The sequence below is a fragment of the Stutzerimonas stutzeri genome, assembly GCF_038561965.1.
GTDB lineage: Bacteria > Pseudomonadota > Gammaproteobacteria > Pseudomonadales > Pseudomonadaceae > Stutzerimonas > Stutzerimonas stutzeri_AA.
Genome location: NZ_CP139348.1, coordinates 4,211,754 through 4,235,295 on the forward strand (window position 1 = coordinate 4,211,754; position 23,542 = coordinate 4,235,295).

The window sequence follows — 23,542 nt, forward strand, 5'->3', positions numbered from 1 at the left end:
GGCGCCAGTCGCCGCGTCGTCGAACTCAACGCACCAGAATTTCGACCCGCCGATTGCGCGGCTCGGCAGTAGCATCCGGCGTCGCCACCAGCAGATTGCGCTCGCCGTGGGACTCCACCCGTAACTCCATGGCCTCCAGCCCTCTGGCTCGCAGCAGCTCGGCAACGCCTTGGGCGCGGCGCAGGCCAACCTGCTCGTTGGCCGCACGATGGCCCAGGGTATCGGTATGGCCAATCACCGTTACAACCGGGTAGTCACGACGTCGGGCCGCCAGCAGAACGCTGTCGAGCAACTGTTCGGCTGCGCTGTCCAGCTGACCGGATGCTGCCAGATGAAAGGTGAACCGCTCCGGCAGCGCCGGCTGGGCCGCCAAGGCCTGAGCGAAATCAGCCTTGCGCCGAGTTCCGGACACGGCATAGGCCTGTCCAGCACCGCCGATTGCCATGCCCTGCCCAGGCGCGTCCAATCGACGCTCACCCTCCTCCCCGAGCATCACGCCACCGCGCCCGTCGCCGTTGTCAGCCAGCATCACGTAGGACTGCTGCGCGCAGCCAGCCAGTGTCGCCATTAGCAGCAGCGCCATTGTTTTCATCAGCGATAACGGCATTACGGTTTCACCTTCATCAGCACCTGGCCGCCGCGCACCCCAACCCGGCCGTCCGGCGTGTCGACGGCGATCGCCCGCGGATCGAGTCGGGCCATGTCGCCCGCAATCAGGTTCAGGGTGCCCCGATTGAGCGTCGCGCGCAGGCGAAGCTCATCCGATGCCGGGGCAAAGCGGTAGTCGTCGAGGGTCAGCTCGCTGTGCGGACCGAACGACAACACACTGCCATCACCAAGAATTACGCCCAGCACGCCTTCGGCGCCGGTACTCAATGCCACACCCGGGACAATGGCCTGGCCGACTTTGGCGGCGTTGGTATAGCCACGGCTGCTGATATAGGCCGCGCCTTCCACGCGAGCCACATGCCCCACAGGCTCAGGCAGACCTTCGGCTGACACAGGCGAGATCCAGACTGCGGCTGCCGCGCAGAAGGCGCGCATTAGGTAGTTGTGAGGACAGATCATCGAAACTCTCGAGTCAGGAATGCAATGGGAGCGACGCCGTTCGGCTCCAATGGACTAAGGCATTCCAAACCGGCAAAAAATTCCCTGCCGTTTCGTTTTCCAGTCGCGCAGCCAGCTGGCAGACAGGCCACTGCCTGCGACCGAACCGCTGGCTCATTCGCAGCCCGCGCGCTAGCGCTCAGAAAGCGCCTGCGTCCCCTCCAGCCGGCACTTCAACGTCGCCCATTGGATGCGCGGCCAGCGCCATGCTCGAGCACTTCAGCTCGCGACCAGGTGAAACGAGCGCGAGGATCACGTCGGAGCGGCGCGGAGGCCAGCCACGCCGAGGCCGCTCCGCGCCCCAGCGGGGCCGGCGATCTCAGTTCACGTAGCGCCGGGCAATCTGATGCAGTACGCCTTCCTGCTTCATCTGGTCGAGGGTGCTCTGCAGCTTCTCGACGATCTCGTCGGGTGTTTCCTTGTGCAGCGCCAGATAGAGGTCGACTCGGCTCAGGGTCAGGGCAACCGCCAGCGGGCCGACACCGGCCTGCTTCGCTTCGTATTCACCGGAGGGATTTGTGGTCGCCCAGAGATCGAACTGGCCGGCTTTAAGCTTGGCCGGCGTATCGATCAATGAGCTGTGCACCTCGATGCCGCGACTGATCAGGTACTGGCTGCCGACACTGCCATCCTTCGAGCCGATCCGGTACTGCCTGGCGTCATCCAGCGTGGAAACCTGAATCGGACTGTCTGGCCGCTTGAGCAACACGATCTGGATTTCGCTCAGCGGGCCGACCCACTTGTACTTGGGTTCACGCTCAGGCGTACGGCTTAGAGAAAATACGCCGAAACCGGGAGTGTTCTCGGCCAGTTGCTGCAATCGGCTCCAGGGGAAACGCAGGGTCAGCGTATAGGGTATACCGGCACGCTTGAACAGGGCGGCCACCACCTCGGCATCGATGCCACTGATCGCCTCCTCCTTGGCGAAATTCTTGCCGTCGTTCGCCATGCTGAACGGCGGGAAGTTCTGCGTGAGCAGATTGAACGTCTCCCCGGCGGCATTAGCTGAAGCAAGCGGCAGGAGAGCGATCAGCACGCTCAGAAAAGCTGAGCGCAGGGTCTTGTTCGGGGTTGGCATGTTGAAAATCTCGTGGTCGATCGGACGTTATTTTTGTAGCCGCCCCGGCATCATCCCCGGGTCGGCTGTTGGCAGAGTTGTCGCTTGCGCCCGCCGCGGCGCGTGGCAAGCGCGCGGCGCCGAACGGTAACAGGCCCTTGCGCGGCAATCTCTGCAGCGGGTCACTTAAGCGACAGCTTCTGCCGCGACCTATCGACGCGGCTATGGCGAGGTCGTTTCGTTCCCTGGGCAAACTGTCATTCGTCGCAAACCTGCCGTCCGTTCGTCGCACGGGCGCCCCCGTGGTGGCACTTGCCGTATTCTCGCCGGCTATCGGGTCTGCCGACCCGAGAACACAGTCGGGCATATAAATCGCATCCAACACATCCGAACTGTGGCGTGCCGTGCAATTGGCGCCGCGGGGTTTCCCGCAAAACAACTGTGGTCCGCCTCCTGGCGGTGGTTTGTCGAAACATCGGGCCTACCCGATTGGATGTGAAATGAAAACACCACGTCTGTTACAAGGTCGCCGCGGCCTTGTGCTCTCCGTTTTCCTGCTCCTGCTGATCGCCATATCGGTGGCCTATTGGCAGTTGCGCCCGACCGCCCCGTCGACGCCAGCCACTGGCGCGGCGGCAAGCATGCTCGAGACGCTGCAGGAGTCAACCGAGCCCTGGCAAGTCAATCGCCGTGACCTCTCGGTGCTGATGGGCGATCTGCGTAGCGCGAGCATCGCCAGCGCCGCGCTGGGTAAGGATGCGATCTATGTCAGCCTGCACGATGGCCTGCGCTACTGGGTGCCGGACCAGTCCGGTCGCGTCGCCGGGCTGCTGCTTGAGCAGTACGCCCAGAGCAGCGGCGAGCTGTTTCCGTTGGCGATGTTCCAGACCGACGCGGAAAAACCCTTCTATGCCTATCTGCTGCCCTATTCACCAATCGCCCTGCTGCTGATTGGCGCGGCGATCTTCTTCGCCATGAAGACCCGCAGTTTCGACATACAGCGCAAGGGCAGCGGTGTGACGTTCGCCGACGTTGTCGGCGCAGCGGAGGCCAAGCAGGCCCTCAGCGACGTCACTGCCTACCTGCGCGACCCGGCCGCCTACGCACGCCTGGGCGCACGCCCGCCCAAAGGCGTGCTGTTGACTGGCGAGCCCGGCACTGGCAAAACCCAGCTGGCCAAGGCCCTGGCCAGCGAGTCGAACGCCAGCTTCATCCAGGTCACCGGCAGCGACTTCTCCTCGATGTATTTCGGCGTCGGCATCCAGAAGGTCAAGGCGCTGTTCCGCACCGCGCGCAAGCAGGCACCGTGCATCATCTTCATCGACGAGATCGACGGCATCGGCAAGCGCGCCGAGCAGACGCGCTCCAGCGACGCCGAAAGCAACCGCATCATCAACCAGTTCCTCGCCGAGATGGACGGCTTCGATGGCGCAGCCGGCGTGCTGGTGCTGGGTGCGACCAACTTCCCCAACTCACTCGACCCGGCGCTGGTACGTGAAGGGCGTTTCGACCGCTCCATCGCCGTCGGCCTGCCCGGCCTCGACGACCGCGAAGCGCTGTTTCGCCTGTATGCCGGCAAGATTGCTGCGGCAACTGATCTGGATTTGCCGCAACTGGCGCGCAACACCGTCGGCCTCACGCCGGCCGCCATCGCCTATATCGTCAACCATGCCGCCCTGCTGGCCGCCCGCGCGGGCGCCAGCCAGGTCGACATGGCGCACTTCGTCGATGCAGTGGAAACCTGCCGCATTGGTGAGCAGCCGTCCGGCATGACGCCGATGTCACCGACTGACCGCAAGCGCATTGCCGTGCACGAGGCCGGCCACGCACTGGTAGCCGCGGCGCTGAATGTCGGCCGAGTGGAGAAGGTGACGATCCTGCCACGTGGTCAGGCGCTGGGCGTGACCCTGGTTACGCCGGTGGAGGACAAGCGCCTGCACATGTATTCCGAGCTGCGCAATCGCATCCAGATGCTGTTGGCCGGGCGCGGTGCCGAGCAGCTGTATTTCCACGAGGTGTCGTCCGGCGCCGGGCAGGATCTGCAGGAAGCCTCGAAGATTGCGCTATCGATGGTCGGAGCCCTCGGCATGGGCCCGCGTGGCTCGCTGCTGAGTCTGCAAGCCGTGCGCGACGCCCATCTGGAAAGCGATCCGCGCGAAGCATTGGCGGCCGCGGACGAACTGCTGCAGCAGCTCAATCAGGATTGCCTGGCGCTGTTGCAGCGGCTCAAGCCGGCGCTCGATCACATCACCGAGCGCTTGCTCGAGTGCGAGACGGTAGCAGGCGAAGAAGTGCTGGCGGCTGTCGCACAGGTGCCTGCTGACCGCGCCCACGCCGTCTCGCCGTTGCACGGCCCTGCCACTGGGCTGGAGCGTGTCGCCGCCTCAGGCTTCGATGACAGCACCGGAGCGCTATTCGACCTGGTCGCTGGCGAGCCGAAGGACGCTACCGAGCCGGAAGGCCCCGGCATGGCCTGAAGCGCCGCCTGATCGTTCGGCAGCGGCCGACGATCAGGGCAACAGCACCAGGCGATTGGGCAGCTCGTTACGCGCGTGGGTCTTCGGCACATGCTGGGCCAGCAGCGCGCCGCTGGCCTCGATGCAGCCAAGAAAGCCTTCCAGCACCTGCCCCTGCTTAACGCGATCGGTGAAGCAGGCAACGATGGATTCCCAAGCCGCGTTGTCGATGCGGTTGGATATGCCGCGATCCACCAGAATTTCTACGTAACGCTCGGCTTCCGACACAAAAATCAGCACCCCGGTGTCGGCATCGGTGTGATGGAGATTCAGTTCGATGAACTGCCGCCGCGCCAGGTTGCAAGCGCGCCAGCAGCGCACGGAGCGCGGGATCAGGCGGCTGGTCAGCGCCGGTATGCGGAACAGCACGGCCAGCACGATAAAGGTCGCCCACTGCACCAGCAGCAGCTGCCAGGCGCCCAGCCAGCCGCTGAAGAACAACAGCGCGCCGGGTAGCAGCAGCGCGATCAGGCTGGCCCAGAGCAGCGGAATGTAGCGGTAGTCATCAGCCTGCGCAGCCAGCACCGTCACCAGTTCGGCATCGGTGTTGCGCTCGATTCGCTCGATCGCCTCGGCTACCTGTTGCAGTTCGCTTTCGCTCAGTAAGGTCATCATTCATCCATCATTGAATTACCAGCCGCCGGAGGCACCACCGCCGCCGAAGCCACCACCGCCCCCACCGAAGCCTCCTCCGCCGAAACCACCGCCACCGAAGCCGCCGCCCCGGCCCATGCCGCCGAGCAAGGCGCCCAGTAGCAACGCACGCCGGCCACCACCGCGGCCACCACGCCCGCCACCAATGACGAAGATCGCCACCAGCATCAGGAAGAACCCAAGCACACCGAGCCCGCCGGGCTGTTGCTGACCCATCGGCATGGCCGGACGCAATTCAGCCGGCAGCGGATCACCGCCGAGCACCGTGACAATCGCCTCCGCCCCCTCGGTGATCCCGGCTGTGAAGTCACCACGCTGGAACGCCGGCGCGATGATGCGGTTGATGATCACCGAGGACTGCGCATCGGTGAGCCGGCCTTCCAGCCCATAGCCGACCTCGATGCGAATCTTGCGATCGTCACGGGCGACGATCAGTAGCGCGCCATTGTCTTCGCCTTCCTGACCAATACCCCAGCTGCGCCCGAGCTCCAGGCCGAACTCCTCGATGCTGCGCCCGCCGAGGTCAGGCACCGTCACCACTACAACCTGTTCGCCGGTTGCCTGCTCATGGCCGGCCAGCATGCTGGTCAGGCGTGCCTCGGCCTGGGTGTCGAGCAGCTCGGCGCGGTCGACTACACGGCCGGTCAGCGCCGGTAGCTCGGCCTCCTGGGCGACGAGACTTCCGGCCCAGAGCAGCAGAATCAGCAGTAGCGGGAACCTGGACGTCATTGAAACTGCACTTGAGGCGCTTGCTCGGCGTTCTCGGCCGTGGCCTCGAAGTTCTCGCGGATCGGCATATCGCTATACATCAGCTTGTGCCAGATGCGGCCGGGAAAGGTCCGAATCTCGGTGTTGTAGCGCTCGACCGCGGCGATGAAGTCGCGACGCGCTACCGCGATGCGATTCTCGGTGCCTTCGAGCTGCGACTGCAGGGCAAGAAAGTTCTGGTTGGACTTCAGATCCGGATAGCGTTCGGAAACCGCCATCAGCCGGCTCAGCGCTCCGGTCAGCTGGTTCTGCGCCTGTTGGAATTGCTGCAACTTCTGCGGATCGTCGAGGGTATTGGCGTCGATCTGGATCGAGGTGGCCCTGGCGCGCGCCTCGATGACCGCAGTGAGGGTTTCCTGCTCCTGGCGGGCGAAGCCCTTCACCGTCTCGACCAGATTGGGAATCAGGTCGGCACGCCGCTGATACTGGTTCTCGACCTGCGACCAGGCGGATTTCACCTGTTCGTCATAAGTTGGGATGTTGTTGACTCCGCAGCCGGCCAGCAGCCAGGAAAGGAAGACGACCGCCGTCAGTTGCCAGGTGTATCGAGAACGCTGCGTGAGCATGATGCGCTTGTCCATTCTGTTAACCAGTACACAGATAAGAATAGCCAAACGCCATAAGAGTTCAGGCCTGCAACAAAAGCACACAGCTGCACCGCCACAACCGGGCTACAGGGAATGCCAGGGCGCCCGCAGCAAGAGGTCCGTGCAACGCGCCTGCAGATGCTCGTGCAGCAGCCGCACCGGTTTGCTCAGCTGCGCACGATGGGGGCAAAGCAGGCTGAGTGGCGCGGCCTCGCCGAGACAATCAGGCAGGAGAACCTGTAGGCGGCCCGCTGCTACGTCCTCGGCAATGTCCAGCCAGGACTTGTACGCCACCCCGGCACCAGCCAGCGCCCAGCGCCGTACCACGTCGGCGTCGTCGCTGACCCGATCGCCACTGACCTCCACGGTGAGCGCGCGCCGCCCTTGCTGAAAACACCAACGATCATGTACCCGCCCGGCGAGCATGAAGCGCAGGCAGTTATGCGCCGCCAGTTCTTCCAGCCGCTGCGGCTCGCCGTGCCGTTGCAGATAACCCGGAGCGGCGCAGAGCACCCTGCGATTGTTGGCAGCGACCGGCAGCGCGACCAGGCTGGAATCCTCCGGGTTGCCATAGCGCAGGACGATGTCCACCGGCTGGCGAAACAGATCGGTCAGGCCGTCGCCCAGCAACAGGCGCAGCTGCAATTGCTGATGGCGCGCCTGGAATTCGTCGAGCCAGGGCAACAGCACGTTGCGACCGAAGTCCGACGGCGCCGACAGCTGCAGCACGCCGCTGATCGCCTCGCGACCACCCGCCAGCAACTGCGCACCCTCGTTCAGGCTGGCCAGGGCGGCGCGGGCGTGGCCGAGGTACAGCTCACCCTCGGCGGTGAGCCGCAGACTGCGGGTGGAGCGCACGAACAGCCGCGCGCCAAGCGAGCTTTCGAGGCGCTTGAGCGCAGCGCTAGCCACCGCGGGGGAAACATCCAGTGCCCTCGCGGCAGCGGACAGACTGCCGCTGCCTGCGGTCCGAACGAAGAGCAATAGGTCGTCGAAACGGGGCATTATCAATATTCCATTGAAAGAGCCTCGCTTATCGCCCCGTTTTTCCGCCGGGTCAAATAAACGAGCATGGCCGCATTCAGCCGAACCCTATGGAGAGCAGCATGAAAGCGGTCGCCTATTTCGATTCCCTTGCCATCGACGATCCCCGCGCCCTGCAGGACGTGGAATTGCCCGAGCCGGTGCCCGGTCCGCGAGACCTGCTGGTGGAGGTGCGCGCGATATCGGTGAATCCGGTGGATACCAAGGTGCGTCGCAATACCCAGCCCGAAGCCGGCCAGCCGAAGGTGCTGGGCTGGGACGTAGCCGGCGTGGTGGTAGGCGTAGGCAGCGAGGTCAGCCTGTTCAATGTCGGTGACGAGGTGTTCTACGCCGGCTCCATCGCACGTGCCGGTGGCAACAGCGAACGGCACGTGGTGGACGAGCGCATTGTCGGCCGCAAGCCACAGAGCCTGAGCTTCGCAGAAGCCGCCGCGCTGCCGCTGACCGCCATCACCGCTTGGGAATTGCTGTTCGAACGCCTGCAGCTGGTCGAAGGCCAGGGCGCCGGCCAGCAGCTGCTGGTGGTCGGCGCTGCCGGCGGGGTCGGTTCGATCATGCTGCAGCTGGCTCGCCAACTCACCGAGGTCACCGTGATTGCCACCGCCTCACGCCCGGAGACCCAGGTCTGGGCGCGCGAGCTGGGCGCCCATCACGTCGTCGACCACAGCCAGCCGCTGCATGCCGAACTACAACGCGCCGGCTTCGCCAGCGTCAGCCATGTCGCCAGCCTGACCCAGACCGATCAGCACTTCGATCAGCTGGTCGAGGCGCTGACGCCGCAGGGCCGCCTCGCGCTGATCGACGATCCGGCCCAGCCGCTGGACGTGATGAAGCTCAAGCGCAAGAGCCTGTCGCTGCACTGGGAACTGATGTTCACCCGCTCGCTGTTCGAGACGCCGGACATGATCGAACAGCACCGCCTGCTGCAGCGGGTCAGCGAAATGGTCGATCAGGGCGTGCTGCGCACCACCCTCGGCGAGCACTTCGGCACCATCAACGCCGCCAACCTGCGCCGCGCGCATGCCCTGCTGGAAAGCGGCAAGGCCAAGGGCAAGATCGTGCTGGAAGGTTTCTGAGCGCCCCTAGTCGCTAGATGACGCCCGCCTCGCGCAGACCGGCGATCTGCTCATCGCTCATGCCCAGCAAGCGCTGCAACAGCGCCTCGCTGTGCTCGCCAAGCAGCGGCGGCGGGTTGCGGTAATCCACGGGTGAAGCAGACATGCGCAGCGGGCTGGCCACCTGCGGCACGCTGCCAGCCAGCGGATGGGGCATCTCGACCCTGAGGCCGCGATGCTGCACCTGTGGATCGGCGAACACCTGGGCCAGATCGTTGATCGGCCCGCAAGGCACACCGGCCTGCTCCAGCGCGCTCACCCATTCGGCTGTCGTACGGAATACCGTGACCTGGCGAATCAGCGGTATCAGTTCGGCGCGATGGGCGACCCGCGCACGGTTGCTGGCAAAGCGTGGATCGATCGCCCACTCGGAATGGCCGGCCACCTCGCAGAACCTGCGGAACTGACCATCGTTGCCGACCGTGAGAATGATGTCGCCGTCAGCGGTGGGGAAATCCTGATAGGGCACGATGTTCGGATGGGCATTGCCCATGCGCTTCGGCGCCACGCCGGTGGTGAGGTAGTTCAGCGCCTGGTTGCCGAGGCAGGCGACCTGCACGTCGAGCAGCGCCGTGTCGACGTGCTGGCCCTCGCCGGTCCGCTCGCGATGTGCCAGCGCAGCGAGCACACCTACGGTGGCGTACAAGCCGGTGAGGATGTCGGTCAGTGCCACGCCAACCTTGACCGGTCCGGCGCCCTCCTCCGCATCGCTGCGCCCGGTCAGGCTCATCAGCCCGCCGAGGCCCTGGATCATGAAGTCGTAACCGGCACGTGTGGCATAAGGCCCGTCCTGGCCGAAACCGGTGATCGAGCAATAGATTAGCCGCGGATTGATCGCCTTCAGGCTTTCGTAATCCAGCCCGTAGGCGGCCAGCCCGCCGACCTTGAAGTTCTCCAGCAGCACATCGCACTGCGCCACCAGCTCGCGGATGATGAGTTGGCCCTCGGGCCGGGTGAAGTCGACGGTCAGCGACTGCTTGTTGCGGTTGGCAGTCAGGTAATAGGCCGCCTCCGACGTGTTCTCGCTGTTCTGATCCTTGAGATAGGGCGGCCCCCAATGGCGGGTATCGTCGCCCGTGCCTGGGCGCTCGACCTTGATCACCTCGGCGCCGAGATCACCGAGAATCTGCCCGCACCAGGGCCCGGCGAGCACGCGGGACAGATCGAGAACGCGGACATGGGACAGGGCGCCGGGCATGGACGAAACCTCGAAGCTCGAGTGAATGTAGGGTGGATCGGGGCGCGTAGCTGACGCTTCACCCATCCACCGTGTGTGGCCAACGGTGGATGAAAAGAGCGTCATCCACCCTACGGCGTCGTCAGAAGAACGCCTGGATGCCGGTTTGCGCGCGGCCGAGAATCAGCGCGTGCACGTCATGGGTGCCCTCGTAGGTGTTCACTACCTCCAGGTTGACCAGGTGCCGGGCCACACCGAACTCGTCGCTGATGCCGTTGCCGCCCAGCATGTCACGGGCCATGCGCGCCACATCGAGCGCCTTGCCGCAGCTGTTGCGCTTCATGATCGAGGTGATCTCCACCGCCGCGGTGCCCTCGTCCTTCATCCGACCGAGGCGCAGGCAGCCCTGCAGGGCCAGGGTGATCTCGGTTTGCATGTCGGCGAGCTTCTTCTGGATCAGCTGATTGGCCGCCAGCGGACGGCCGAACTGTTGACGGTCCAGGGTGTACTGGCGCGCGGTGTGCCAGCAGAACTCGGCGGCGCCGAGCGCGCCCCAGCTGATGCCGTAGCGGGCACTGTTCAGGCAGGTGAACGGACCTTTCAGGCCACGCACATCAGGGAAGGCGTTCTCTTCCGGGCAGAACACATTGTCCATGACGATCTCGCCGGTGATCGAGGCGCGCAGGCCGACCTTGCCGTGGATCGTCGGGGCGGATAGCCCTTCCCAACCCTTTTCCAGCACGAAGCCGCGGATCTCGCCGGCATCATCCTTGGCCCAGACCACGAACACATCGGCGATCGGGCTGTTGGTGATCCACATCTTGCTGCCGGACAGACGATAGCCGCCATCGACCTTCTTCGCCCGGGTGACCATGCTGCCCGGGTCGGAGCCGTGGTTCGGTTCGGTCAGGCCGAAGCAGCCGATGTAGTCGCCGCTGGCGAGCTTGGGCAGGTACTTCTGCCGGGTCGCCTCGTTGCCGAACTCGTAGATCGGCACCATCACCAGCGACGACTGCACGCTCATCATCGAGCGGTAGCCCGAATCGATGCGCTCGACCTCGCGGGCGATCAGCCCATAGCACACGTAGTTCAGCCCGCTGCCGCCGTAGGCTTCGGGAATGGTCGCGCCGAGCAGCCCTGTTTCGCCCATCTCGCGAAAGATCGCCGGATCAGTCTGCTCATGGCGGAAGGCTTCCAGCACTCGCGGTGCCAGCTTGTCGGCGGCGAATTGCGCGGCGCTGCCCTGCACCATGCGCTCTTCTTCGGTCAGTTGCTGATCCAGCAACAGCGGGTCGATCCAGTTGAAGCTTGCTTTGCCGGCCATGGAGGCTCCTCTTGTTTTGTCTGCAGCGCGGCTGCACGTGGATGGATTGATCCTAGGCGCAGCGCCAACGGCTCGCAAACGAGGAATTCGCACCGAACTGTGCGCTTTGCTCACTCCGAGATAAGCTCTGTCGACGCCATCAGGCTTATCCAGTGAGGTCTTCGCATAATGCGCCGCAAGATCCCTAGCACCGCTGCACTGATCGCCTTCGAGGCCGCTGCCCGCCACGAAAGCTTCACCCGCGCGGCCGACGAGCTGGCACTGACCCAGAGCGCCATCTGCCGGCAGATCGGCGGGCTGGAAGAATTTCTCGGCCTGGCGCTGTTCCGCCGGTCGCGGCGCGGCGTGAAGCTGACCGCCGCCGGCCAGTCCTACGCCCGTCGCATCGCCGCGCAGCTGGACGCGGTGGAGCGCGACACGCTGTCGGTGATGGGCCAGCAGGGCGCGATGAGCCTGGAGCTGGCGGTAGTGCCGACCTTCGGCACCCAATGGCTGGTGCCGCGCCTGCGGCATTTTCAGGCGCTGCATCCCGATATCACGGTGAACCTCACCAACCGCACCCGCCCGTTCCTCTTCGCCGATACCGAGTTCGATGCCGCCATCTATTTCGGCGATGCCGATTGGTCGGGTACCGAAGCCCATGCGCTGATGCCCGAGGATCTGCAGCCGGTCTGCAGCCCGGCGCTGTTGCGTGACGGTCAACCACTCAGCGCTCAGTCGCTAGCCGAAATGCCGCTGCTGCAGCAGACCACACGGCCATATGCCTGGCGGCAGTGGTTCGATTCACTGGGGCTTAAGGTCGCCCGCGACATGACCGGGCCGCGACTGGAACTGTTCTCCATGCTGGCGCAGGCCGCCGAGCACAGTATGGGTGTGGCGCTGATCCCACCGTTCCTGATCCAGCGGGAGCTTGCCGAAGGACGGCTGGTGCTGGCGCACCCGCATGCCTACCGCAGCGAGACACGGGCGTATTACCTGATGATTCCGGAGCGCAAGGTGGAGTCGGCGGGGCTGGTGGCGTTTCGGGACTGGCTGAAGGATGAGGCGAGGGTTTGGCGGGAGGGGGCGGATTTGCTAGAAACCTGAGAGCTCCCACGCGCCTGCGTGGGAACTCACCATAGGGCGAACCGAGCCACGGAGGCTGCGGAAAACTACTTCTTCTTTTTCGGCTTCAGATACTTCGTCAGCCCTTGAAACCACATCACCAGCGCCGGATTGCCCTGAATCTGGATGTCCTTGTTCTGAATTCCCTGCATGAATGCCAGCTGCTTGTTCTTCGCGGTCATGGTGGCGAAACCATAGGCGGCATCCTTGAAACCAAGAGAGAACGCCGGTTCGCTCGCCGGGCCGCGCTTGCTGGTGACGCGCTGGTTCTGCACGACGAAGTGCCGGGCGACCTTGCCGTCCAGGGTATGCAGCTGAAAGGTCAGGTCCTTGTCACCCAGCTGCTGCTGGAACTCGGGATTGGTGCGGCTGGCCTTGGCCATCAGGCGGCCCAGCATCCAAAGCAGAAAGCGGAATTTCATGATGATGTCCCGACGGGTACGAGAAAAGGCCGCATTGTAGTGGCTTGGTCGGCGGGGGAAAGGCTGGGTACGAATGAGTCCGGAGCGGACTGGGCGGTCAGGTTGACCCGGAGCACGCTGGCTCCGGGTTGGCGCAGCGTCAGTTGACGGCGTCTTTGAGCATCTTGCCGGGCTTGAAGGCAACGGTATTGCTGGCCTTGATGGTCACTGGCTGCCCGGTTTGCGGGTTTTTCCCGGTGCGGGCACCGCGGTGGCGCTGAACAAAGGTGCCGAAACCAACCAGGGTGACACTGTCCTTGCGGTTCAGTGCATTGGTGATTTCATCCAGCACGGCGTTAAGTACGCGATTGGCCTGGTCCTTGGACAGATCGGCCTTCTCGGCAATGGCTGCGGCGAGTTCCGGTTTACGCATGGGGAGCCTCTGAGACGTTTTTGTTGTTGTGTCCGTACTGTTCACAAGAACAGCGCTAAAGGCGCTGCAACAGCTCTAGGCTGGGGCAGACCCATGGAGAATGGCACGGCGCTAGCACCTGCGCCAGTCCCTCCGGACGCCTCGCGGGCTCAGCTGGGGGACTTTAGCGACAGAATTTGCGGTAGTTCCGCCAGCACGGGAGGCAGCTGCTTGTTCAGTGCCAGTCGCTCCTGCACGGCCGCGCCGGTCAGCGCGTAGCCGAGCAGCTGACCGGAAGCGCCGTGATAGAGCGCTTTTACGTCATTACCCTGGACCTCTATGGTCCAGCTGCCGGCACTACCAACCGCAGGCAGCGAGACCACTACCGGGCATGCCGGGGTCTTCACCGTGACCGGCATGGGGCCGTAGCTGACAAAGGTAGGATTGCCAAACAGGGTTTTAGCGAGGGCCCGCGCCCCGGCCATCAACGGCATCACATAGAGCAGGTTCAGCCCCTCCACTTCAGCACAATCACCCACGGCATAGATGTTGGCCGCCGAGGTCTGCAGCAAGCGATCAACGACGATGCCGCGCGCCACATCAAGCCCCGCCCCGGCTGCCAGTTCGGTACGCGGACGCAGCCCGACGGCGCTGACCACCAGATCGCATGTCAGCCGGCTGCCGTCGGAGAGTTGTGCGTGCAAGCCGTCGGCGCCGCGCTCAAGGCGCTGCAACGTGCAACCGAGGTGGAAACGTGCGCCGATGCCCTCCAGGCCGTTTCTCACCGCCAGGGCTGCTTCCGCCGGCAACAGGCCGGGCATGACCTGCTCGCTGGGCGCGACCAAGTCCACTTCGTGACTGCCCAGCAGCAGGTCGTTGGCAAACTCGCAGCCGATCAGCCCGGCGCCGAGAATCAGCACTCGCGGCTTGCCGGCGACCGCCGCGCGAAAGCGGCCGTAATCATGCAGATCGTTGATGGGAAAAACCGCGTCGGCGGCGTCGCCTGCGACCGGCACCTGGATGGTCTGCGCGCCCCAGGCCAGCACCAGATCGCGGTAGGGCACCGGCTCGTCGCCGATCCACACGCGCCGATTCGCCGGGTCGAGACGGGTGACGCGGGTATGGGTGCGAATCTCGGCATTCAGCTGCTCGGCCATGGCGCCGGCAGTGGCCATGCCCAGGTTCTCCGCGTTCTTGTTGGCGGCGAATCCGGTGGACAGCAGCGGCTTGGAATAGGAGCGCCCGTCATCGGCGGTGATCAGCAAAAGCGGTGTCTGGGTGTCCAGCTTGCGGAATTCCCGCGCCAGGTTGTAGCCGGCCAGGCCGGTGCCGATGATGACTACGGGTGCGCTCACGATCTTGTCCTCCAGAAAAGCGTTGCGAAAGGAATCAGCCGATGGCGATCATTTCGAAGTCGAGCTTGCCGACGCCACAGTCCGGGCACATCCAGTCTTCCGGCACGTCTTCCCAAGCCGTCCCAGGCGCGATGCCCTCTTCCGGCACGCCCAGCGCTTCGTCATAGATATAGCCGCACACCACACATTGCCATTTCTTCATCGCTAACCTCGATGCTCTGTCGATTGCGACGCACGCTATACCAGAACGGCGCGCCGCACCAAACCCACAAATGAAAACGGGCGGCCTAGGCCGCCCGTCGCGATACCGTCAGGCTCAGCCTGCGGTACCCGCCAGCGGATCGCTGATACCCAGTACGTAAAACCCGATCATGCCGATGGTGCCGGCAAGGATGAGGTAATACAGGGTCGGCAACATCGTCTTGCGCAGGGTGATCCCTTCGCGACCGAGCAGGCCGACCGTGGCCGACGCCGCCACCACGTTATGGATAGCGATCATGTTGCCCGCCGCAGCACCCACCGACTGCAGCGCCACCATCAGTGCACCGGACAGGCCCAGCAGGCCCGCGGTGTTGAACTGGAACTGCGACAGCATGAGGTTGGACACGGTGTTGGAGCCGGCGATGAAGGCACCCAGCCCACCGACCGCAGGTGCGAAGAACGGATAGACCCCGCCCACGCTATTGGCTACCAACTGCGCCATCGCCACCGGCATGGACACCAGATCGGAGCCATTCACGCCGGAGTTGATCAGAATCCGCACCATCGGGATGGTGAAGATCAGCACGAAGCCCGCGCCGAGCAGAGTCTTGCTCGACTCGGAAATCGCCGCGCCCAGCTCCTGCGCCTTCATGCGATGCAGGAAGAAGGTGATCAGCACCACGATGCAGAGAATCCCGCCAGGCAGGTACAGCGGCTCCAGCGTACCGGAGACACCTGTCTCACCGAGGATGTCCTTCCAGCCGAAGCTGAGCGACATCAGCAGCGCCTTGAAGTCAGGGAATACCCGCGAGGCGACCAGCAGACCGGCCAGCACCAGGTAAGGCGCCCAGGCCATCGGTACGGAGATCGGCGTCTTGCCAGCCACGTCCTCGATCTTCATCTCGATCTTGCCCATCCATTCGGACGGCCATTCCTTCGCCGGGGCGAAATCCCAGGTGTCCTTGGGCAGCAGGAAGCCAGCCTTGGCAGCCGGTACGACGATGGCCAGACCGACCAGCGCACCGATCATCGACGGGAATTCCGGACCGAGGAACACACCGGCCGCAGCGTACGGGATGACGAAGGCCAGACCGGTGAACACGGCGAACGGCGCAACCGCCAGACCTTCGGTCCAGGATTTGTTGCGACCGAAGTAGCGGGTCATGATGCTGACCATGATCAGCGGCATGAGAATCCCGCACAGCGCATGGATGATCGCCACCCGCGAGAAGATCAGGTGGAAGAACACCTCCCAGTTACTGCCCACCGCAGCCAGCTGCTCGCTGATGCCGGTCTTGTCCAGACCCGCACCAACGCCCACCAGGATCGGCGTACCCACCGCGCCGAAGGATACCGGCGTGGACTGCACCATCATCCCCATGACCACCGCCGCCAGCGCCGGGAAGCCCAGCGCCACCATCAGCGGCGCCGCCACCGCCGCTGGCGTGCCGAAGCCAGACGCACCCTCGATGAAGCAGCCGAACAGCCAGGCGACGATCAGCACCTGAACGCGACGGTCAGGACTGACATTGGAGAAGCCACGCCGAATCGAACTGATCCCCCCGGAATGTTTCAGCGTGTTGAGCAGCAGGATCGCACCGAAGATGATCCAGAGGATCGCCGCGGTGAGGATCAGGCCCTGCAAGGTGGACGCGATGACCCGGTTGAGGGTCATGTCCCAGGCCAGCAGGCCGATCAGCGCAGTGAGGACGAAAACCAGCGGCATGGCGTACTTGGCCGGCCAGCGAAAGCCGATCAGCAGCACACCCGCCAGCACCAGCGGCACGAAGGCCAGGATGGACAGTAGTGTTTGACTCATTTGTTGGGTCCCTGTTTTTTTGTTGTGAACCGCTTCTAATGTGTCCGGGCATGCCCGGTGCTTCGCACGAAACGCCCCCACGCGGTGCGCTTCCCGACGGCCCGGCCGAAACCGTGCCGCTCATGCTCGAAAGCCCCGGACGCCAAATCGGCACCCTGGGGCTGCTGTCCTGCACCGCGTGCGCCCCGAACCTCCGGCAACACGCGGACTCCGCCCCTATCAGGCCTGATTTGCCTTGTAACGCTGGCGCCACGCGTGCAGCAGCGGCTCGGTGTAACCCGCCGGCTGCTCACGGCCCTTGAACACCAGATCCGACGCTGCCTGGAAGGCGATCGACTGAGTGTAGTCGCTGGACATGGCGCGATAGAGCGGATCGCCAGCATTTTGCTGATCGACCACCTTGGCCATGCGCTCAAGCGTTTCCTGCACCTGCTCGCGGCTGACCACGCCGTGATGCAGCCAGTTGGCAATGTGCTGGCTGGAAATGCGCAGCGTCGCGCGGTCCTCCATCAGGCCGACGTTGTGAATGTCCGGCACCTTGGAGCAACCAACGCCCTGCTCCACCCAGCGCACCACGTAACCGAGGATGCCCTGGCAGTTGTTGTCCAGCTCCTGCTGCTTCTCTTCGGCGCTCCACTTGTCCTCGCTTACGACCGGAATGGTCAGCAGGTCGTTGAGCAGTTGATCGCGTTCGGCAGCCAGATCGACCTTCTCCAGCTCGCTCTGCACGGCCTGCACGTTCACCTGGTGATAGTGCAACGCATGCAGGGTGGCGCCGGTCGGCGACGGAACCCAGGCGGTGTTTGCGCCGGATTTCGGATGGCCGATCTTCTGCTCGAGCATGGCCGCCATCAGGTCCGGCATGGCCCACATGCCCTTGCCGATCTGCGCCTTGCCGCGCAGGCCACAGGCCAGGCCGACCAGCACGTTGTTGCGCTCGTAGGACTGAATCCACGGGGTGGATTTCATCTCGCCCTTGCGCATAACCGGGCCGGCTTCCATGCAGGTGTGCATCTCGTCGCCGGTACGGTCGAGAAAGCCCGTGTTGATGAACGCCACGCGGTGCTTGGCCGCGGCGATGCAGGCCTTGAGGTTGGCGCTGGTACGGCGCTCCTCGTCCATGATGCCCATCTTCAAGGTGTACCGCGGCACGCCGATCAGGTCCTCGACGCGACCGAACAGCTCGTCGGCGAAGGCGACTTCCTTCGGCCCGTGCATCTTCGGCTTGACGATGTAGACGCTGCCGGTACGCGAGTTGCCCTTGCGCTTGAGGTCGTGCTTGGCGATCAGGCTGGTGAACACGCCATCCATGATGCCTTCGGGAATCTCGCGGCCGTCTTCGAGCAGGATCGCCGGGTTGGTCATCAGGTGACCGACGTTGCGAATGAACAGCAGCGAACGCCCGTGCAGCTTCAGCTCACCGCCGTTCGGTGCGCTGTACTCGCGGTCCGGGTTCAGGCGGCGCACGAAGCTCGAGCCGCCCTTGGCCACTTCCTCGCTGAGGCTGCCCTGGGCGATGCCCAGCCAGTTGCGGTAGGCCAGCACCTTGTCGTCGGCATCCACCGCGGCGACTGAATCTTCGCAGTCGAGGATGGTGGAAACGGCGGACTCGACCAGCAGATCCTTCACGCCGGCAGCATCGGTCTGGCCGATCGGGCTGTTCGGGTCGATCTGGATTTCGATGTGCAGGCCGTTGTTCTTCAGCAGTACGGCTTTCGGCTCGACGGCTTCACCCTGGAAACCGACGAACTTCTCTGGCTGCGCCAGGCCGGTGACACTGCCGTTTTCCAGGGTGACCTTGAGCTGGCCATCCTGTACGCGGTAGGCGGTGGCGTCGGCGTGGCTGCCCTCGGCCAGCGGCGCGGCCTGGTCGAGGACGTTGCGTCCGTAGGCGATGACCTTGGCACCACGGACTTCGTTGTAACCCGGGCCCTTCTGCGCGCCACCCTCTTCGCTGATGGCATCGGTGCCGTAGAGCGCGTCATACAGCGAGCCCCAGCGGGCGTTGGCGGCGTTCAGCGCGTAGCGCGCGTTCATGATCGGCACCACCAGCTGCGGGCCGGCCTGGGTGGCGATTTCGCTGTCGACGTTGGCGGTTTCGATCTTCACATCGCCCGGCACCGGCAGCAGGTAGCCGATGGATTCGAGGAAGGCGCGATAGGCGACCATGTCCTTGATCGGGCCGGGATTGGCTTTGTGCCAGGTATCCAGCTCGACCTGCAGGCGATCACGCTCGGCGAGCAGTTCACGGTTCTTCGGCGCCAGGTCGTGGACCAGGGTGTCCAGGCCCTGCCAGAAGGCCGCGGCTTCAATACCGGTGCCCGGCAGGACTTCGTCCTCGATGAAACGCTGCAGATTGGCCGCCACTTGCAGGCGGCCCAGGGTTACACGCTCGGTCATCAGTCGTTCTCCTTTCTTGTTCAGTTGGCCAGGGCGGCAACGCCAGCCTTGGCGATCTGGGCGTCCTGCGCGGCGGTCACGCCGGAGACGCCGACCGAGCCGATCACCTGGCCATCGACCACTACCGGCACGCCGCCTTCCAGCGAGCAAACCACCGGCGCGGAGAGGAAGGCGCTGCGGCCGCCGTTGACCATGTCTTCATAGCCCTTGGTTTCACGACGGCCGAGGGCCGAGCTGCGGGCCTTTTCGGTGGCGATGTAGGAGGCGATCGGCGCGCAGCCGTCCAGACGCTCCAGCGCCAGCGGATGGCCACCGTCGTCGGCGACGACGATGGTCACGGCCCAGCCGTTGGCCTGCGCTTCGGCGCGGGCGGCAGCGAGGATGGTGGCGACTTCGGTCTGGCTCAGTACGGCTTTGCTTTTCATCTCGATTTTCCTGTTCTCATATATTCAAATTGTTCGTGTGGTGAGCGTTTGCGTGGGCTCATGCCCTGACGCGGCGCGCTCTATCCGTCCCGCAGGGTGGGTTTCAGCCCACCAGCACACGCGAGGCTTGGCTGCGAACGGTGGGCTGAAGCCCACCCTACAGGGCTATGCCTACCCCATCGATTCCTCGACCACTTCGATCCAGTGCTTGACCGGCGTGCGGCCGGCACCGTCGAGGTGCGTCTGGCAGCCGATGTTGGCGGTGACGATCACTTCCGGCTTGCCGCTTTCCAACGCGTTGAGCTTGTTGTCGCGCAGCTGCATGGAAATTTCCGGCTGGGTGATCGAGTAACTGCCCGCCGAGCCACAGCACAGATGCGCATCCGGCACGGCGGTGAGCTGGAAGCCCAGGCGGGCGAGCACGTCTTCGACCGCGCCGCCGAGCTTCTGTGCGTGCTGCAGTGTGCACGGACAATGGAAGGCCATGCGCTTGTCTGTGCGTACGTCCAGTTTTTCCAGCTCGGCGCTGCGCAGCACTTCGACAAGATCCTTGGCCAGCTCACTGACGCGCGCGGCCTTGGCGGCGTAGGCCGGGTCATCCTTGAGCAGATGGGCATATTCCTTGACGAAGGCACCGCAGCCGCTGGCGGTCTGCACGATGGCTTCGGCACCGGCCTCGATGGCCGGCCACCAGGCATCGATGTTGCGCCGCGCGCGATCCAGTCCGGCATCCTGCGCATTGAGATGGTAATCCACCGCACCGCAGCAGCCAGCCTCGCGTGCCGGGCTGACGCTGATACCGAGGCGATCAAGCACCCGCGCGGCGGCAGCATTGGTGCTCGGCGACAGACTTGGCTGCACGCAACCTTCGAGCATCAGCACGCGACGGCTGTGCATGACTTGCGGGCGCGGCTTGGCCGGGCGGACCTCGCGTGGCAGATGGCCCCTGAGCGAGGCAGGCATCAGCGGCTTCAGTGCATTGCCGGTGCCCAGCAGAGCCTTGAACAGTGCCGGACGCGGAATCACCGTGCGCAGGCCACCACGCATCAGGCGCTCGCCCAGCGGGCGCTGCACCTGCTGTTCGATGAAGTCACGGCCGATGTCCAGCAGGTTGTGGTACTTCACCCCCGACGGGCAGGTGGTTTCGCAGTTGCGGCAGGTCAGGCAGCGGTCCAGGTGCAGCTGGGTGCTCTCGGTCACCTCGCCGCCTTCGAACATCTGCTTCATCAGGTAGATGCGCCCGCGCGGCCCGTCCAGCTCGTCACCCAGCAGCTGGTAGGTCGGGCAGGTGGCATTGCAGAAACCGCAATGCACGCACGAGCGCAGAATGCTTTCGGCTTCTTCGGCGCGCGGCAGCTTCTTTGCGGCCTCACTCAAATTCGTTTGCATACGTCGTCAGACCTCGGAATACATGCGGCCGGGGTTGAAGATCCCCTGCGGATCGAGCGCGGCCTTGAGCTGGCGGTGATAGCGCAGCAGCGGTACGGAAAGCGGCTGGAACGGATTCGTCGTGGCACCAGCGGTAAAACAGGTGGCATGGCCGCCGACTTCGATGGCGATCCCACGGATGGTCACCGCGCCGGCATCGGACTTCAGCCAGCGCTGGGCACCGGCCCAGTCCACCAGCTGATCGCCTGGCAGCGCCAGCGGCGGCGTGTTGTTGGGCAGCGACAGGCGCCACAGCGGGCGCGGGTCGGCGAAGAACGCCTGACGCTGTTCGCGCAGCTCGTTCCAGTAGCCCGCTTCGAGGTCCTCGCCACCGATGCGCTCGCGCGCCGCCCCGACCGAGCCTTCACCACCTTCCAGACGCAAGTGCAGCGCCTGGCCGTCATGGCTGGCGGCGCTGATCGGGATAGGCTGCTGACCCCATTCGGCGAGCTTGAGCAACGCCCGGTCGAGGTCGATCTCCAGCCGCAGGCTGGTGCACAGGCGCGGCTTGGGCAGCACCTTGAGCGAGACTTCGGTGAGCACGCCGAGGCAACCGAAACTGCCGGCCATCAGGCGCGAGAGGTCGTAGCCGGCAACGTTCTTCATCACTTCGCCACCGAAGCGCAGGTGCTTGCCCTGGCCGGTGATGACCCGCGAGCCGAGCACGAAATCGCGCACCGAACCGCTCCACGGGCGGCGTGGCCCGGACAGCCCGGCGGCAATCATGCCGCCGACCGTAGCGCCGTCCGCGAAGTGCGGCGGCTCGCAAGGAAGCATCTGCCCCGCCGCATCCAGCGCGGCTTCCAGCTCCGCCAGCGGCGTGCCGGCGCGAACGGTAACGACCAATTCGGTGGGGTCGTAGGTGACGATGCCGCGGTGCTCGCGGGTATCGAGCAACACACCTTCGGCCTGCCGGCCGAGAAAGCTCTTGCTGCCGCTGCCCTGGATGCGCAGCGGCGTCTTGGCGACAAGCGCCTGGTTGACTTGGTCCAGCAACTGCGCGCTGGCGTCGTTGGTGATTACGGGCATCAGAAACGCTCCAGTTCGGGAAAAGGCAGCTGGCCGTTGTGGATGTGCATGCGGCCGAATTCGGCGCAGCGATGCAGGGTCGGGATGTTCTTGCCCGGGTTGAGCAGACCGCTCGGGTCGAATGCCGCTTTCACCGCGTGGAACAGCGTCAGCTCGTCGGCATTGAACTGCGAGCACATCTGGTTGATCTTCTCGCGGCCGACGCCGTGTTCGCCGGTGATGCTGCCGCCCACCTTCACGCAGAGCTCAAGGATCTTGCCGCCCAGGTCTTCGGCGCGTTCCAGCTCACCGGGCTGGTTGGCATCGAAGAGGATCAGCGGGTGCATGTTGCCGTCGCCGGCATGGAACACGTTGGCCACGCGCAGGCCGAACTGCTCGGAGAGGTCGGCAATGCCTTTCAGCACGCCCGGCAGCTCGCGGCGCGGGATGGTGCCATCCATGCAGTAGTAGTCCGGCGAGATGCGCCCGACCGCCGGGAAGGCGTTCTTGCGCCCGGCCCAGAAACGCACGCGCTCGGCTTCGTCCTTGGCCAGGCGCACTTCGGTGGCGCCAGCCAGCTTCAGCACTTCGCTGACCCGAGCGCAGTCGTCATGGACATCGGCTTCCACACCATCCAGCTCGCAGAGCAGGATCGCCTCGGCATCCACAGGGTAGCCGGCATGAATGAAGTCTTCGGCAGCGCGGATGGACAGGTTGTCCATCATTTCCAGGCCACCGGGAATGATGCCGGCAGCGATGATGTCGCCCACCGCACGACCGGCTTTCTCCACCGAGTCGAAGGCGGCGAGCAGCACCTTGGCGACTTGCGGCTTGGGCAGCAGCTTGACCGTCACCTCGGTGACGATGCCGAGCATGCCTTCGGAGCCGGTGAACAGCGCCATCAGGTCGAAGCCCGGCGAATCCAGTGCATCGGAGCCGAGGGTCATGCGCTCGCCCTCGACGGTGAGGATGTCCACCTTGAGCAGGTTGTGCACGGTCAGGCCGTACTTCAGGCAGTGCACGCCGCCGGCGTTCTCGGCGACGTTGCCGCCGATGGAGCAGGCGATCTGCGACGAAGGGTCTGGCGCGTAATACAGCTCATAGGGCGCCGCGGCCTGGGAAATCGCCAGATTGCGCACGCCGGGCTGCACACGGGCAAAGCGCCCAGCCGGGTCGACTTCGAGAATCTTGTTGAAACGCGCCATCACCAGCAGGATGCCCTGCTCCAGCGGCAGCGCGCCGCCGGACAGGCCGGTACCGGCGCCGCGGGCAACTACCGGCACGCCACGCTGATTGCAGAGCTTGAGCAGCGTCTCGACCTGCTCGACGCGTTCGGGCAGCACGACCAGCAGCGGCGTGGTGCGATAGGCGGAGAGCCCGTCGCACTCGTAGGGCTTGAGGTCTTCGCTGCGGTGGAGGATGTCCAGGTCGGGCAGCTGCGCCTGCAGCTCGGCCAGCAGGGCAGCCTTGTCGACCTTGGGCAACGCACCATCGACGCGTTCGTCGTAGAGAATGTTCATGGCAGGTTCCGGCTCTCTTTGGGTCACAGCCAGCAGCGGACGGCTGCGGTGGAATGACGCATCTTTAACGTCGAACAGCCCTGCCAGTCCATAGCCCTGACAACTGGTCCTACCAGTTTT

22 protein-coding genes are annotated in these 23,542 nt (G+C 64.7%); 3 read left to right on the forward strand and 19 right to left on the reverse strand.

Annotation, left to right across the window (positions count from 1 at the left end; translation table 11 throughout):
- Positions 1-25: 25 nt before the first annotated feature.
- The 3 genes from SM130_RS19535 to SM130_RS19545 all read right to left on the reverse strand — a co-directional run bounded on the left by SM130_RS19535 (position 26) and on the right by SM130_RS19545 (position 2,185).
- Complete coding sequence (locus tag SM130_RS19535; protein ID WP_256044936.1) at positions 26-607, reverse strand: OmpA family protein; 582 nt, start codon at positions 605-607, stop codon at positions 26-28.
- On the reverse strand, positions 607-1,068 hold the full coding sequence (locus SM130_RS19540; protein WP_102826327.1) for a FecR domain-containing protein: 462 nt from the start codon (positions 1,066-1,068) through the stop codon (positions 607-609). Before SM130_RS19540 ends, SM130_RS19535 begins: the two co-directional genes overlap by 1 nt.
- Positions 1,069-1,426: 358 nt before the next feature.
- A complete protein-coding gene (locus SM130_RS19545) occupies positions 1,427-2,185 on the reverse strand; it encodes a substrate-binding periplasmic protein (protein ID WP_102826328.1) in 759 nt (252 codons plus the stop codon).
- Positions 2,186-2,664: 479 nt separating this feature from the next.
- Here SM130_RS19545 and SM130_RS19550 point away from each other — a divergent pair, with 479 nt between their 5' ends.
- Positions 2,665-4,641 (forward strand): AAA family ATPase, encoded by a 1,977-nt coding sequence (locus SM130_RS19550; RefSeq protein WP_102826329.1) that lies wholly within the window; start codon positions 2,665-2,667, stop codon positions 4,639-4,641.
- 33 nt (positions 4,642-4,674) lie between these two features.
- Here the strand turns inward: SM130_RS19550 and SM130_RS19555 are convergent, their stop codons facing one another.
- From SM130_RS19555 to SM130_RS19570, 4 genes are all read right to left on the reverse strand, one after another.
- Positions 4,675-5,292 carry a TPM domain-containing protein gene (locus SM130_RS19555; protein WP_102826511.1) on the reverse strand — a complete coding sequence of 206 codons (618 nt, stop codon included), beginning with the start codon at positions 5,290-5,292 and terminating at the stop codon, positions 4,675-4,677.
- 18 nt (positions 5,293-5,310) lie between these two features.
- On the reverse strand, positions 5,311-6,063 hold the full coding sequence (locus SM130_RS19560; RefSeq protein ID WP_102826330.1) for a TPM domain-containing protein: 753 nt from the start codon (positions 6,061-6,063) through the stop codon (positions 5,311-5,313).
- A complete protein-coding gene (locus SM130_RS19565; RefSeq protein ID WP_181019291.1) occupies positions 6,060-6,683 on the reverse strand; it encodes a LemA family protein in 624 nt (207 codons plus the stop codon). The genes SM130_RS19560 and SM130_RS19565 overlap by 4 nt, the downstream gene beginning before the upstream one ends.
- A gap of 90 nt (positions 6,684-6,773) precedes the next feature.
- Positions 6,774-7,694, reverse strand: a complete 921-nt coding sequence (locus SM130_RS19570; RefSeq protein WP_102826331.1) for a LysR family transcriptional regulator — start codon at positions 7,692-7,694, stop codon at positions 6,774-6,776.
- 101 nt (positions 7,695-7,795) lie between these two features.
- Between SM130_RS19570 and SM130_RS19575 the strand changes: the two genes are divergently transcribed.
- Positions 7,796-8,809 (forward strand): zinc-binding alcohol dehydrogenase family protein, encoded by a 1,014-nt coding sequence (locus tag SM130_RS19575; RefSeq protein WP_102826332.1) that lies wholly within the window; start codon positions 7,796-7,798, stop codon positions 8,807-8,809.
- Between the two features lie 13 nt (positions 8,810-8,822).
- Here SM130_RS19575 and SM130_RS19580 read toward each other — a convergent pair whose 3' ends face one another.
- Together SM130_RS19580 and SM130_RS19585 are read right to left on the reverse strand one after the other, a co-directional pair.
- Positions 8,823-10,046: a CaiB/BaiF CoA transferase family protein gene (locus SM130_RS19580; protein ID WP_102826333.1), complete on the reverse strand. Its 1,224-nt coding sequence runs from the start codon at positions 10,044-10,046 to the stop codon at positions 8,823-8,825.
- 121 nt (positions 10,047-10,167) lie between these two features.
- Positions 10,168-11,349, reverse strand: a complete 1,182-nt coding sequence (locus SM130_RS19585) for an acyl-CoA dehydrogenase (RefSeq protein WP_102826334.1) — start codon at positions 11,347-11,349, stop codon at positions 10,168-10,170.
- A gap of 168 nt (positions 11,350-11,517) precedes the next feature.
- Here SM130_RS19585 and SM130_RS19590 point away from each other — a divergent pair, with 168 nt between their 5' ends.
- A complete protein-coding gene (locus SM130_RS19590; protein WP_102826335.1) occupies positions 11,518-12,435 on the forward strand; it encodes a LysR family transcriptional regulator in 918 nt (305 codons plus the stop codon).
- A gap of 65 nt (positions 12,436-12,500) precedes the next feature.
- Here SM130_RS19590 and SM130_RS19595 read toward each other — a convergent pair whose 3' ends face one another.
- The 10 genes from SM130_RS19595 to glcD all read right to left on the reverse strand — a co-directional run bounded on the left by SM130_RS19595 (position 12,501) and on the right by glcD (position 23,422).
- Positions 12,501-12,875: a helicase gene (locus SM130_RS19595; protein ID WP_102826336.1), complete on the reverse strand. Its 375-nt coding sequence runs from the start codon at positions 12,873-12,875 to the stop codon at positions 12,501-12,503.
- A 139-nt stretch (positions 12,876-13,014) separates the two neighbouring features.
- A complete protein-coding gene (locus SM130_RS19600) occupies positions 13,015-13,287 on the reverse strand; it encodes an HU family DNA-binding protein (RefSeq protein WP_003283322.1) in 273 nt (90 codons plus the stop codon).
- A 149-nt stretch (positions 13,288-13,436) separates the two neighbouring features.
- Positions 13,437-14,621 carry an FAD-dependent oxidoreductase gene (locus tag SM130_RS19605; protein ID WP_102826337.1) on the reverse strand — a complete coding sequence of 395 codons (1,185 nt, stop codon included), beginning with the start codon at positions 14,619-14,621 and terminating at the stop codon, positions 13,437-13,439.
- Positions 14,622-14,655: 34 nt separating this feature from the next.
- Positions 14,656-14,823 (reverse strand): rubredoxin, encoded by a 168-nt coding sequence (locus SM130_RS19610; protein ID WP_102826338.1) that lies wholly within the window; start codon positions 14,821-14,823, stop codon positions 14,656-14,658.
- A gap of 114 nt (positions 14,824-14,937) precedes the next feature.
- Complete coding sequence (locus SM130_RS19615; RefSeq protein ID WP_102826339.1) at positions 14,938-16,641, reverse strand: L-lactate permease; 1,704 nt, start codon at positions 16,639-16,641, stop codon at positions 14,938-14,940.
- A gap of 219 nt (positions 16,642-16,860) precedes the next feature.
- Positions 16,861-19,041, reverse strand: a complete 2,181-nt coding sequence (locus SM130_RS19620; protein WP_102826340.1) for a malate synthase G — start codon at positions 19,039-19,041, stop codon at positions 16,861-16,863.
- 20 nt (positions 19,042-19,061) lie between these two features.
- Positions 19,062-19,466 (reverse strand): heme-binding protein, encoded by a 405-nt coding sequence (locus tag SM130_RS19625; protein ID WP_015278494.1) that lies wholly within the window; start codon positions 19,464-19,466, stop codon positions 19,062-19,064.
- A 171-nt stretch (positions 19,467-19,637) separates the two neighbouring features.
- Entirely contained in the window at positions 19,638-20,855 is a 1,218-nt protein-coding gene (gene glcF, locus SM130_RS19630; protein WP_102826341.1) for a glycolate oxidase subunit GlcF, read from the reverse strand.
- A gap of 6 nt (positions 20,856-20,861) precedes the next feature.
- A complete protein-coding gene (glcE, locus tag SM130_RS19635) occupies positions 20,862-21,923 on the reverse strand; it encodes a glycolate oxidase subunit GlcE (RefSeq protein ID WP_102826342.1) in 1,062 nt (353 codons plus the stop codon).
- Positions 21,923-23,422 carry a glycolate oxidase subunit GlcD gene (gene glcD, locus SM130_RS19640; RefSeq protein WP_102826343.1) on the reverse strand — a complete coding sequence of 500 codons (1,500 nt, stop codon included), beginning with the start codon at positions 23,420-23,422 and terminating at the stop codon, positions 21,923-21,925. The genes glcE and glcD overlap by 1 nt, the downstream gene beginning before the upstream one ends.
- Between the last annotated feature and the right edge of the window lie 120 nt (positions 23,423-23,542).